Below are 13,209 nucleotides of genomic sequence, written 5' to 3'. Positions count from 1 at the left end.
CCTATTAGGGTTATCTTCATAGCCTTTCCATATTGATCATCAAAACACTTCTGCTCAATGGAATTCTCTTGGTAAAAAGGAATGAGATTTATTGAGAAGCAATAATTATTATGATAGAAAAAAGGCAAACCCCACCATTCAGAGCGGGAGGTCAGATATGTACTCTATTAGAGTGAGGTGCTCATTGGATTTTATAGATTTATATTAAATAGCTTAGATCTCCAGGTATTTTAGGTATTTCTCCAGCAATGCTTATAACATCTTTTTCCAAATCGTTAACAATTTCTTCAATTTTTTCATTGATTTTATTTAATTCAACCTTTTTTTCAACTCTTTTTTGATAAAATATTGAAACAGTTATCATATTGCTTTCAACTTCTTTTTTACCAACATATATTATTATGGGAGGCTTTGCCGTTGTTTCTATTAACCTAACATCTCCTGATAAGCTAGTCCTACTGGTTTCTTTATAACCTGATCTAAATCCATTCTTTATTAACTCTTTATGTAAACCTTTAGCAACATCCTCAACCTTGCTATCGCTTTCATCTCCTGCCTTAATAGCTAATACTGCAAATTGCAAGGGGGAAATTGAAAATGGTAACCTACCTTTATAGTTTTCTAAATAAACACCCAAAAATCTCTCAATGGATCCAAGCAATGCTCTATGTATAACATAAACGTTTATATCCCCAAAAACTTCCTTAACCATATCATATATCTTAAACCTTCTAGCTAAATTAAAGTCAAATTGTATCGTTCCAAGTTGCCATTCCTTGTTGTCTTCCATCTTTACAATAACATCTATTTTTGGTCCATAAAAAGCAGCTTCCCCAATGCCTTTTATAAATGAAATTCCATATTCTTCATCAATTTTCTTAGCAGCTTTTTCTAAAAATTCTTCGGCTCTTTCCCATTCTTCTAAAGTTCCCATAAATTCAGTCCCTATTTTACTTCTATCAGAAACGCTTAATCTTATTTTAATGGTTTCAGGAGAAACCTTTATTCTAAATAAATTGGAATATATAGTTATCATTTCCTCAAAAACATCAGTAATAACTTTTACTGCATCCTTTTCAAAAGTTATTATGTGTGCATCATCTTGAGTAAATGCCCTTGCTCTTAAAAGGCCATAAACACTTCCGCTATTCTCTAGCCTATGAACCCTTCCCAATTCAAATATCTTAAAAGGTAATTGTATCTTATTCCTATATTTTCCAAGTTCATTTAAGAAAATCATTAAATGGAATGGGCAATTCATTGGTTTAACAGCATAATCTCTATCTTCTAGATGAAAAACATACATGTTTTGCTTATAATAACCTAAATGGCCTGAAACATCAAATAACGCTGCGCTACTAATAACAGGGGTTTCTGCTATATAATAACCCCTTCTTGCATGGAAATTAGTTAAGATTTGATAAAGTGAAGCTCTTAGATAACCCCCTCCTATGCTAAATAAGGGAATTCCCAAACCAATATAATAACCATATTCTCTATCTAATTTCGGTACATTGGTTTCAGGTTTTATTGCTATATCTAAATCATGGGCATAATCCATGTGGTTCTTTTCAATTTTTTCGCTCATAATTCCACCACATTTACGTTTATTTCTTTAAAATTTAAATGTTCTATTTTAACCTTATGGGGTTAAGGGGCGAAAATCCCTTTCCGCGAGGGATACCCCTTTATAGAATTTTTATTCAAGAAAAACAATGAATATAAAGCCTCGGCTGAAAGTGCTAGGCCAATACTCTTGGGATTAGAGATTTATACTATGGAGGGCAAATTTTCTTACCCCTTTACCATAAGGCATAACGAAACAGTTTCGTTCAATAGAATACTTTGGGTGTAGGGGGATCGAGGTTTCTTTATAAAAGGAAATCTTCACAACGAGATGTGATACCCCATTCATGAGGGCGGGGTAGTTCACTTCTTCTTTTTATTTATGAGATTATATATACTAGACCTCTTCTTTAGAATAATGGATGCCTTTTTATATTAAATGCTATGGAAGGCCTAAATATTTTACATATATTCCATCAGAATTTATGTTAACTGATGCGGAAGAGTTCTTGCTAGGATTATAAAAGACTATAACGTAATCAACATTAGGATTAGCATTGAAATTAATTGTTGATTTGTTGCTATTAGAGAACCATAGGGAATGCAATAAATATGAGATGTTTTCTCCATGAGAAGCCCAAGAATTAAATTGAGAAAAACTCATTATTGCAACATAAATGCTTCCACTTGTATTATAAGAACCATATATGTGCTCGTAAAATGTAATAAAGGGGATGCGTATATCATTGTATGAACTGGGGCCAACACTAACATAACTGTAACCATTTGGATAAAGGTATATAACATTATTTGGATAAACCAAATATTTAATGTGGTATGGTTTAATAAAAACAAAGTAAACAATTCCATATATATCACCAGCAAGAATAATAATTATTAGGATTGAAATAATTATCATAAAACCCTTACTGTTTTTACCTTGATTTGATTTATTTGTTTTTTTATTATTAATAGAATTATTAATAATTTTAAATAATTTATTCATTTTTAATCCCAGATTTTTTAATAGCAACAAAATTTAAATTTTTATATTAAATATGGATAATAAAACATTAGAACTTTTTTAATTCTTTTCAATGTTAATAAATGGGAGATAAAATGGATGCAAAGATAATTCCGGTTATCCATAATGTAAGCAGTGTGCAAAAATTAATAGATATGGCAAAACTTAGCTTTGGTTTTGGATATAAGATGATAATTATAAGTAAAGCTTATGGAAGCGCTGCGCAAAATGGTATTGCTGAAGTTTTTAAGATTGCATTAAAGGAAGGAAAGGGAGTAGTAGTTTTGCCTGATCTAAAAGATGCTTTAGAGCTTTATAATCCAAAAAAAGTAATTTTAATAGATAAAGATAATGCTAAAGAAGAAATAGACATTGTTAACCCCCCGGTTAACAATGAGACTCTTATAGTATTTAATGGCTCAGATTCTTCATTTTCTCCAAATGAATTAACTTTAGGGGAACCATATTATATAAAAGGTATTAAATCAAGGATTGGTAGTGTTGCAGAGGCAGCCTTAATTTTATATTCGTTTTCTCAAGGCCATGTTGTTTGATAAGTTGCCTTAACTCCATTTGCTGTTATAACCTCAATTATAACAGGAGATCCTGATGGAACTTTTACTTTTGTATTATTAGATGCATAAACAAGACCTACACTATTTGGTTTTATATTTAGATCTCCGGATGGTGTATTGTTGAAGTATATTAAGGAGTTGTTATAATATAAAACTACAACACTACTTATCGTTACTGGTGAGCCAGAATTTTGAACATATGCATATGCAGTATAATTACCATTACTTGTCTTCGTAATATTTCCAGCACTTATACTTATCTTTTCATATAAAGCTGGATTATTATAATGCATTGTTCCTATAACACTATTTAGCCAAATATAAAGCAAAGTAGAGGCAGAAATTGCTACAATAATTAACATAACAACAGCAACAATTTCAGATACTGATCTCTTTTTGCTCAATTTTTCACCATTCTTATATTGGAAACTTCAATTTAAAAATTTATAATAATAGAGAAGCAAATATAACTGATTCCCTAGAGTTTCCCTACAATTCCCAGGGGTTCCCTAATAAGGTTGAGAAATACATTAATACATAGAAGAAAAAGGTGGTAGTCGTGAGGAAATATTGGATTAAGGTAACATCGTTTGTATTGGCCTTACTTGTTTTAGCTGGAGTCATTTTGCCATTTGCTAATGCTCAAAGCAGTTCTCAAAGCAATCAAAATCAAAGTAATGTAAATTCAACATCAATTTTAATTAATATAACAGAAAAAGCAATAAATTTTGCTAAAAGCAAAGGTATAAACACTTCTCTAGCGGAAAGCTATTATCAACAAGCATTATCATATTATAAACAAGGGAACTATACAGGAGCTCAAATTTATTTGCATTTAGCTATGAAAGTTCTAGCCAAAGAAATGGAATCAAAGCCAACAACGCCTATTCCTAATGCAATAGGAATAAAGATGCAATTGATATTAATAGAAAAATATGTTAATTCAAGCAAGATATTTAACAATACCTTTAAAGAAATGATAATAAATCAAGTAAATGATTCATTAAATTACTTAAATCAAGGTAATGTACCAAAAGCTGCTCAGATGCTTGCATTAATAAAGAAAGAATTAATGCAGGTCTCAATAAGTATATCAAATATAGCAAAACAAAGGGTTTCTCATAGTATAATAAAGAAGGTTCATCATGATGTAAATCAATTAAATAACATATTTATGACAGAGTTAGGAAATGCAACCTCAGAGTTTAACTATAATTTAAATGAAACACCCATATTAACCTTAGTTGAGAGAAGTTTGGAAAATAATACAAACATAAGTGTTGAAACATATGCTCATTTGCTCATTGCATTAAATAACTTAGAAAACATTATGGCAAATAAAAACATTTCATTTGTTTTTAACTTTACTGGGAGGAGTAAAGAACTATGGCCATTATTATTCCAACTAAATAGAATAAATGATACTTTAAACGCAATATCACTTGCAACAAGCAACACAAACATAAGTAAAGCAGTAAGCCTAATGAAAGAATCAATAAATGAAACTTGGTATTCAATTAAGGAATGGTATGTTGGTAATGATACAATAGCCTTAAATCTTATAAATGAATCAATACAAAATGATATGATGGCTCAAAGCTATTTAACAAATGATATGATGGGTAATGGATTACTAGGAATCTCAAATAGGATATATCATCTAGACCTGATGGTCTATAACGTAATAAACAGTAGCATAATAATAGGTAAAAAAGTAGAAATAATAGGATTTGTAATATGGAATATATCATCAAACAGTTACTTAATAGTTGGTCATATAATATCCCTCGGTAATTATAGAGGGTTTATGCCAGTAGAGGAGCACATGTGGCAATTAATGATAGTTAATACAACAAATTCAACCCAAATAAACGGTACAATTTATCCAAATTCACTTGTTAAGATAAATGGTATAATATCAGGGAAATACTATTCAATATATATAGTTAATGCATCTCAAATAATTGTTTTAAATGAATTTATGCAAAATATAACAAGTTAAAATGGTGTAAGAAATGAATAATAAAAAATACTATCTAGCAATATTTTTGTTTTCTTTAATTTTTTTATCACCAATTATTAGCCATGCATCTCAATTAAGCCAAATTAACATAGATCAATATGGAAACATAATGGGTTATTATATAATAAATGTACAAAACGCTCCAACAGTTTTAACAATAACCATACCTGGAAACATAACTGGTTATGAGGCTATTAGCTTAAATAATAATTCTGCATTACCTGTTAGCATTTCTAATAATAATATAAGTGTATTGGTTGAAAATAACAGTTTGGTAAATATATCCTTTGTATCATTAAGTGGCGCAATACAAAAAGGGGAAGTGTTTATATTGAATTTAAATTTGCCTGTTGAAACAAACATTGTTTTACCCAAAAATTCTGTTATAATTTATACCAATGCGTCAATAAATGATATTAATTCAAACATAATAAATGTAAATCCTGGAAATATAGAAATTGAATATTCTTTGCAAAACGTAACATCTACTTTAACAACTTCAACAACAACTTCAACAACATTTACATCCTTTACATCAACACCAACATCTACTTCATCTTCAACATCAACACCATCTCAAACTTCACCAAAACCTACAAAGGTTTCATCAACTTTATATGGAATTGCAGCTGTTGTTTTAATAGTTATAATTATATTAGCAGTAATTCTTTTAAGAAGAAAATAACCTTTTTTAATACAAAACTTTATATTCCCTATACATAAATTATTTACTGGTGAAAAAATGTTTGCAGAGAATTTTTGGAGGCATCATTCAGGAATGCATTATTTTAATAATGATGAAATGATAAAAGATGTTTTAGGAAAAATTCAAATAAATGAAGGATCTTATATAGCAGATTTAGGATCAGGAATTGGAAGATTTACAATACCTATCGCTAAAATAGTTGGGGATAAAGGGAAAGTATTTGCAATAGATCTTTCCAAAGAATCCTTGATGATATTAAAAGAAAATGCTGAAAAAGAAAACTTAAACAACATAGAAATTATTTATGGAGATATATCAAAAAAGATCCCACTCAATGATAAGTATATAGATATAGCATTTATGGCAAACGTATTTCATGATATAATTTATGAAGGGAATGAAATGAATGTTTTTAATGAAATAAAAAGAATTTTAAAAGATAATGGTAAATGGATTATTTTAGAATTCAAAAAGACGCATGGACCACCTGGACCACCATTTATGATGAGAATCTCTTATGAAGAGCTGTCTAAAATGTTATCAAATAATGGCTTTTCAGTTAAATATCTAGGAGAAATAGGAAAATATCATTATTTGGTTGAGGCTAAACCAATAATATAAATATTTTTGTTTTTAATGAATTATTAGGTGGTAAAAATTCTCAAGATAAGTAGAGGGGAATTATTAAAGAGGATTAGTTTCTTGCTTGATAAAATAAAGGAAAATTATGATGCAGTTTATTTAACTAACCCAACCAATATTTTTTATTTAACCAATGTCTCAATAATATCTACAGAAAGACCATTTGCTTTAATAATACCAGTAAATGGTTCACCAATAGCTTTTTCTCCATCTGTTGAGAAAAATCACATTGAATATAGAAATTCAATGGGAGGCGGTATAATATCAAACTTTTATTATTACTTTGATTATCCAGGTGAAGTTCATCCTTTGAATAAGGTTGTTGATTTAATAAAAGAGCTTAAAATAAAAAGTATTGCATTAGATAATCCTTTGGGAGCAAATCCTATATGGGGGTATAAAGGCCCAAATCTATCTGAATTATTAAAAAAGGAGGGAATTAATGTTGGGAAGGTTGAAGATTTAATAAATGAAATGAGGCTAATAAAAAGTGAAGAAGAGATAGAATTAATAAGGGAAAGCGGAAAGTGGGCATCTAGAGCTATAAGAGTAGCTATGGATTTAATTCAAGAAAATAAGTGGGACTGGGAAATAGCTATTGATGCCAGTAAACAAGTATTGCATGAAATGAACAAAAACTTCTCACCTTATTTACCATTAAGGGAATCAATAGGTTTAATTGTAGGTTTTAGGGGGCAAGTAGGAGAATTTTCTTCATATCCCCATGCATTGGTAAGCGAAAGGGCTATAAGGAAAGGGGATGTTTTAGGTATAGGTTCTGGTCCAGAAATAGGAGGCTATTATTCAGAGCTAGAAAGAACTCTTATATATGGGAAGCCAAGCGAGAAAGTATTAAATTATTTCAATAAGATGCTAGAGCTAAGAAAAGAAGCTTTTGATACATTAAGACCTAATATAAAAGCATCAGATGTAGATAAAGCTGTTATGGAAAAAGCAAAGAAATTAAAGGTTGAAGAATTTATAAGACATCATACAGGTCATGGATTAGGCCTCGAAGGTCATGAACCTCCTTTTTTAGATGTTGGTTATGATGTTATTCTAAAACCAGGAATGGTTGTTAGTATAGAGCCTGGTATATACAATGATTATGGAGGGTTTAGGCATAGCGATACGGTTTTAATAACAAAAAATGGTAATGAGCTTTTAACTAATTTCCCTGATGAGGATCTTATAATTTAATTTTTATAATAACCCATTTAATAGATAATTTTTCAATAAGTAATCTACTGAATAAATGCCTGGACCTGATATTAGCAATGCCAGAGATATTATCATATAAATTGTATCGATTTCAGCTGCAGCTGGATTCGTTATCATTAGATATGGTGATTTCATTCTTGTTATTTTAACATATAATATTATTATTAAGAACTGCAAAAAGAACAAAAGAGAAGCTAGCCTTGTTAAGAACCCAAGAACTAAAGCGATTCCTCCAACTAATTCTAAAAGGGCTGTCGCATATGTTAATCCTTCAGGAACTCCTGCACCTTTCATATATTTAGCTGTACCTTTAAGATCTTTGAATTTAACTGAACCATGACCAATCATATTTATACCCATAATTAATCTAACTAATAATATGCCAATGGAAGCCTCAAACAGATATGTGATCATTTTATCACCTAATTGTTTTTAGATATTTATAATTAAAATACTAAATATATACTAGCAACTATTACTGTAGGTAGTAGCTTTTTTGTAGTGAAGTGACTAAAAAATGAGCCAGGATAAATGTGAGTTAACTCAAAATTTATGGGAGAAACTAGCAAAGAAATGGACTTTGGCTGTTGTTTATAATTTAGGTAAATCAAATGGAAGTGGTTTTAATGAGCTTAAAAATAATATAGGAAATATAAGCCCATCGAGCCTTGTTGAAAGGCTAACAGAACTAGAAAGTATGGGTATAATAAAGAGGGAAGTTATACCTAATAAACCTCCAAGGGTTTTATATAAACTAACTAAAAAGGGAGAGGAATTATATAATATATTAGATCAGCTTGTTTCGTGGTATTTGAAAAACTCAGAAGTAATTATAGGGAATAAAGAAATAGCATAAATTTTTATTTTTAATCCATTAGACATTTTTTGGAGCTAAAATTGGAAAAAGAACTTAGAATAATGATGATAATATTAGTTTCATTAGGAATAATGACAGGCTTGATACTAGGTATAACAGGTATACCTATGATAGATGGGTTAACTGTAACAATAGGATTTATTTTATACATAGTTTTCGGCTTAATATATCCAAAATCTAGGTTTATTTTCCTAGGAGTTATGGTAGGAGGAGATGTTGGGGCAATAATAACCCTTTTTTCCCATCCTTTGGTATTGCCATTTGTTATAATAGAAAGAGGTAGGGGTCATAGTTCCATTGACATAGACTTTGTCCAGATAATAGTTTTCATAGAAGTAATATATTATATAATAACGAAGAAAATTAAAAGGTGAACTTATGAGACAAGAGCTATCAATTTATTTTTCAAGGATTATTTATGCAGCTCAATGGTATATATTAGCTCCAGCAACTCTAGCTATAGCAGAATCAGATAAGATTAGCCAAGGTCTAATCGGTTTTTTACCTTTTGCTTTTATCATAGGCGCAGCTACAACTCAAATACCAGCTGCATATTTATCATCTAAAATAGGTCCTAAAAAGACGTTTTTAATAGGACTTTTTATATTGTCATTATCTGATATAGTAGTTTCATTTACAAATACATTTTTAGAAGCATTTTCCTTAAGGATCTTGGCAGGCCTTGGTGCAGGTCTTTATTTTTCTCCAGCTGCAGCAGTTTTGGTTTCATCAAACAAAGAGAGGTCAGCAACTCTCATGGGTTTATATAATGCTGCATTTAGCATAGGAGGTTTGATAGGATTATCTTGGGGAATATTAGATGCAATACTTGGTTGGAGGATTGCTACATTTATTGGAGGTTTATTAGGTTTAATAGCTTTTTCAGAGAACCTATTTTTAGTTAAAGATGTTAAGTTAATAACCCAAAGCAAATTAGTTTTTGATAAGAAACTAGTAATCTTAGGAATAGCAACATCTGGTATTTGGGGGAGCAGCTATGCTGTTGGCACATTAATTCCTTCATTTGCGTCGGAATTGTATAAAATAAGTCCCTATAAGGTTAGCCCTCTTGTTTCCTTATACTTTTTGGGTAATATTATAGGAGGATCTATAACTTATTTATTTGAGAAAAGAAATAAATTTAGAGCAATAATTTTTATGTCTATCTTAACTGCTTTGACTTATCCTTTATATGGAATTATAGGAATTTATTTTATGGCAATAGCGGCTTTATTAAATGGAATTTTTATTAATGTTGCAACAAGCATTTATTATGCATTAGCTGTAGATGAACTTAATTCAATAAATGAATCCTTATCTTTATCAATAATAAATCTTATTAATATGGTAATAGGTGTATGGGTCTCACCACTTTTTTCATTTACAATGGCAATTAATTTGAAGTTATCTTTATATATATTGCTTGCTGTAACTATTATACCGGTAGTATTAATTAAAAAATTATAAAAAATATAAAAGGTTGTGGAAGTAATGGAAGAAAGCAAAGAAACAATAGCAATAATAGCTGATTGGGATGCTGATGGAGTAATTGCTGCCGCAGAAATAGTATATTCCCAAGAAAAATTGGGCATCTTTCCAGTTAAAGGTAAGAAAAAGGTTGAATTAATTCCATCAGGTCCAAGGGAAATTGAGCATTCATTAAAAAATAAATGCTGGGATATTTTAATAATATTAGATATACCATTTTCTCAAGAGGTAAGCAAGGCATTAGATGATTTGTATGCAAGGGGTTGTAAACCAAAGATATATTATTTTGATCATCACCCAGTTACTCTTGAAAACATGAGCAATATAGAAAGCAAGTATAATGCATTAGCAATTTTAGGTAAAAGCCCTACAGCAATATTAGTTAGAAGGTTTTTAGATGGACTTAATATAAAATTAACCCCAAGACTTCTTAATTTAATAGACGCAATAGGAACATTAGAGGGGGGAGGGTATTTAAGGAATAAACAACAAGTCCCCGAAGGTATAGTAAAATTAGCAGCATCTATTTCTAAAGCTTTAAATCAAAACAAAGATAAAAGTATATGGGCAAAATATGTTGAATGGGCCTCAAATCCATTACCTTTTGAACCTTCATTATTAAAAGGAGAGGAGGATTTCAAAGATGTTATAGAATTAGGATTTGAGGTATCTAAAGAAAGCGATAAAGAAATTAAGGAAAAGGCAATGGAATTAGCAATGTCAGCAAAAAACTTAGGATATATAAAATTTATTGATGCAAGAGATAAATGGAATAAAAGCGGAGCATCTGCATTAACATCTGCAATATTTAAGATATTAAAAGTAACAACTGCTTTATTAACAGAAAAGAAGGAAGATAATGTTAGACTTTTAATAATAAGGAGCAGCAAAGGTGAGGCATTGAAAATAATGAAAAATCTCTTTGCAATGGGTATAACAGAAGATGTGGGAGGCCATGGGAATATTGCAGTAGCTAAAATAAAACCTGAAATAACTGTTAGGAACTTAGAGGAAGCATTAAGAAAGGCCTCTTTGCAATCTTTCCAAGAAGGGGAAACTTAAGAATCATATATCATTCCAACAAATATTTTTCAATCTTCTTAGAGCAACCTAGATCCTCTTTAATTAGCATAGAGGTTCCATTAGAGGCCATTTTAGGGATTAATAAGAAAGCCATGAATGTTTGATCTTCTTAAGATTTCTTAAATGCATAAACATTTGCCAGAATATTTATTGCTTATCATATTCCTTGATTTTTATATAGATGTTATCTTAATAGAAGGGGCTTTGTTCTTTAACTTTTATTAAATTAAAATAGAAAAGTTTATATAGAAGCGATCTCACGAATATTTTACTGGAGCTAAAATTAGTTAGTGAATAGGTGATAAATATGGCAAGTGGTGCGGGAAGTAATATACCTGTATTAATACTTAAAGAAGGAACTCAAAGGTCTTATGGTAGGGAAGCATTAAAGAATAACATACTTGCTGCAAAGGTATTATCTGAGTTATTAAAAACAAGTTTAGGGCCTCGTGGCCTTGATAAGATGTTAATAGATTCTTTTGGAGACATTACTATAACAAATGATGGTGCAACAATTGTTAAAGAAATGGAAATACAACACCCAGCAGCTAAGCTATTGGTAGAGATAGCAAAAGCTCAAGATAGCGAAGTTGGTGATGGTACAACAAGCGTTGTAGTATTAGCAGGTAGCTTATTAGAAAAAGCTGAGAAGCTTTTAGATGATAATATACATCCATCTATTATAATTGATGGTTACTCAAAGGCAATGAATAAAGCACTAGAGGCATTAGATAGTATTGGTAAAATAGTAGATATAAATGACGATTCGACACTTAGAAAAATAGTAGATACAACAATATCAAGCAAATATACTGGCCAAGGTCCAGAAAAGGAAAAAATAATAAACATAGTTGTAGATGCTATAAAAGCAGTTGCTGAAAAAAGAGAAGACGGTTCCTATTATGTTGATTTAGATAATGTAAAAATTGAGAAGAAGAAAGGAGAAAGCTTAATGGACACATCATTAATTAAAGGAATTGTTATTGATAAGGAAGTTGTTCACCCTGGGATGCCAAAATTAGTTAAAGATGCAAAAATAGCTGTTTTAGATGCTGCTTTAGAAATACAAAAGCCTGATATATCAACAAAGATAAGAGTAACAGATGTAGACCAATTAGATAACTTCTTAGAAGAAGAAACAAAGATATTAAGAGAAATGGTTGATCAAATAGCTGCAACAGGAGCAAATGTTGTTATTACACAAAAAGGAATTGATGATGTTGCTCAACACTTCTTAGCTAAGAAAGGTATACTAGCAGCTAGAAGAGTAAAGAGAAGTGATATAGAAAAGATTGCAAAGGCAACTGGAGCAAAGATTGTAACAAGCATTAAAGACCTCAAACCAGAAAGCTTAGGCTATGCAGGATTAGTTGAGGAAAGAAAAGTAGGAAATGATAAGATGATATTTATAGAAGGAGCAAAGAATCCAAAGAGCGTAACAATATTAATAAGGGGAGCAAATGATATGCTATTAGACGAAGCTGAAAGAAACATAAATGATGCCTTACATTCATTAAGAAATCTGCTAAGAGAACCAAAGATAGTTGGTGGAGGAGGAGCAACAGAAACAGAAATAGCTATGGCAATTAGGAATTATGCAAGAACAATTGGAGGAAAAGAACAATTAGCTATTGAAGCATTTGCAGATGCATTAGAAGTAATTCCAACAGTTTTGGCTGAAAGCAGCGGTATGGATCCACTAGATGCATTAATGGAACTAAGATCTTATCATGGAAAGAACATGAAGTTTGCAGGAATTAATGCAATAGATGGTAAGATAGTAGATGATGTAACAAAACATGATATATATGAGCCAATACTTGTTAAGAAACAGGTAATAAAAGGTGCTTCTGAGGCAGCAATATCATTATTAAAGATAGATGATCTAATTGCTGCTTCCGCACCAAAATCTGAAGGTAAAGGAGGATCTGAAGGACAACAGCAAGGAATGCCTTCAGGCATGCCTCCAATGTAAACTAATTTATTTTCTTATATTAAAGCTTA

The 13,209-nt window shown here is 30.5% G+C and carries 14 protein-coding genes; 10 read left to right on the top strand and 4 right to left on the bottom strand.

Translation table 11 applies throughout. The features are described from left to right. Positions 1–199 precede the first annotated feature (199 nt). On the bottom strand, positions 200–1,588 hold the full coding sequence (locus CALAG_RS06055) for an aminoacyl--tRNA ligase-related protein (RefSeq protein WP_015232853.1): 1,389 nt from the start codon (positions 1,586–1,588) through the stop codon (positions 200–202). A 420-nt stretch (positions 1,589–2,008) separates the two neighbouring features. Beyond that, entirely contained in the window at positions 2,009–2,572 is a 564-nt protein-coding gene (locus CALAG_RS06050; protein ID WP_015232852.1) for a hypothetical protein, read from the bottom strand. Between the two features lie 113 nt (positions 2,573–2,685). Here CALAG_RS06050 and CALAG_RS06045 point away from each other — a divergent pair, with 113 nt between their 5' ends. Next, on the top strand, positions 2,686–3,144 hold the full coding sequence (locus CALAG_RS06045) for a RecB-family nuclease (protein ID WP_015232851.1): 459 nt from the start codon (positions 2,686–2,688) through the stop codon (positions 3,142–3,144). On the opposite strand, the gene CALAG_RS06040 is transcribed toward CALAG_RS06045, so the two are convergent. After that, positions 3,126–3,569: a hypothetical protein gene (locus tag CALAG_RS06040; protein WP_015232850.1), complete on the bottom strand. Its 444-nt coding sequence runs from the start codon at positions 3,567–3,569 to the stop codon at positions 3,126–3,128. The genes CALAG_RS06045 and CALAG_RS06040 overlap by 19 nt on opposite strands. Positions 3,570–3,724: 155 nt before the next feature. Here CALAG_RS06040 and CALAG_RS06035 point away from each other — a divergent pair, with 155 nt between their 5' ends. From CALAG_RS06035 to CALAG_RS06020, 4 genes are read left to right on the top strand one after another with little or no spacing between them, the layout of a single operon-like run. Then, positions 3,725–5,167 carry a tetratricopeptide repeat protein gene (locus CALAG_RS06035; protein ID WP_015232849.1) on the top strand — a complete coding sequence of 481 codons (1,443 nt, stop codon included), beginning with the start codon at positions 3,725–3,727 and terminating at the stop codon, positions 5,165–5,167. A gap of 13 nt (positions 5,168–5,180) precedes the next feature. Continuing rightward, complete coding sequence (locus CALAG_RS06030; RefSeq protein WP_015232848.1) at positions 5,181–5,873, top strand: hypothetical protein; 693 nt, start codon at positions 5,181–5,183, stop codon at positions 5,871–5,873. A gap of 57 nt (positions 5,874–5,930) precedes the next feature. Continuing rightward, positions 5,931–6,515: a class I SAM-dependent methyltransferase gene (locus tag CALAG_RS06025; RefSeq protein WP_015232847.1), complete on the top strand. Its 585-nt coding sequence runs from the start codon at positions 5,931–5,933 to the stop codon at positions 6,513–6,515. Between the two features lie 27 nt (positions 6,516–6,542). Further along, positions 6,543–7,736 carry a M24 family metallopeptidase gene (locus CALAG_RS06020; RefSeq protein ID WP_216475961.1) on the top strand — a complete coding sequence of 398 codons (1,194 nt, stop codon included), beginning with the start codon at positions 6,543–6,545 and terminating at the stop codon, positions 7,734–7,736. A gap of 3 nt (positions 7,737–7,739) precedes the next feature. Here the strand turns inward: CALAG_RS06020 and CALAG_RS06015 are convergent, their stop codons facing one another. Further along, entirely contained in the window at positions 7,740–8,171 is a 432-nt protein-coding gene (locus CALAG_RS06015) for a DoxX family protein (protein ID WP_015232845.1), read from the bottom strand. Positions 8,172–8,274: 103 nt separating this feature from the next. Here CALAG_RS06015 and CALAG_RS06010 point away from each other — a divergent pair, with 103 nt between their 5' ends. From CALAG_RS06010 to thsA, 5 genes are all read left to right on the top strand, one after another. Beyond that, positions 8,275–8,613, top strand: coding sequence for a winged helix-turn-helix transcriptional regulator (locus CALAG_RS06010; RefSeq protein WP_015232844.1), 339 nt, complete (start codon positions 8,275–8,277; stop codon positions 8,611–8,613). Between the two features lie 41 nt (positions 8,614–8,654). After that, the gene (locus CALAG_RS06005; RefSeq protein ID WP_015232843.1) at positions 8,655–9,008 is read left to right on the top strand and encodes a hypothetical protein; all 354 of its coding nucleotides are present in this window, start codon (positions 8,655–8,657) and stop codon (positions 9,006–9,008) included. 4 nt (positions 9,009–9,012) lie between these two features. After that, a complete protein-coding gene (locus CALAG_RS06000; RefSeq protein ID WP_015232842.1) occupies positions 9,013–10,101 on the top strand; it encodes an MFS transporter in 1,089 nt (362 codons plus the stop codon). Between the two features lie 24 nt (positions 10,102–10,125). Further along, positions 10,126–11,184, top strand: coding sequence for a single-stranded-DNA-specific exonuclease RecJ family protein (locus tag CALAG_RS05995; protein WP_015232841.1), 1,059 nt, complete (start codon positions 10,126–10,128; stop codon positions 11,182–11,184). A gap of 328 nt (positions 11,185–11,512) precedes the next feature. Next, positions 11,513–13,180, top strand: coding sequence for a thermosome subunit alpha (gene thsA / locus CALAG_RS05990; RefSeq protein ID WP_015232840.1), 1,668 nt, complete (start codon positions 11,513–11,515; stop codon positions 13,178–13,180). Positions 13,181–13,209: the final 29 nt, after the last annotated feature.

It is taken from the genome of Caldisphaera lagunensis DSM 15908, from assembly GCF_000317795.1.
Taxonomy (GTDB): Archaea; Thermoproteota; Thermoprotei_A; order Sulfolobales; family Acidilobaceae; genus Caldisphaera; species Caldisphaera lagunensis.
The sequence above is the reverse complement of the archived record's forward strand: the minus strand, read 5'-3'. Positions and strand labels throughout refer to the sequence as shown.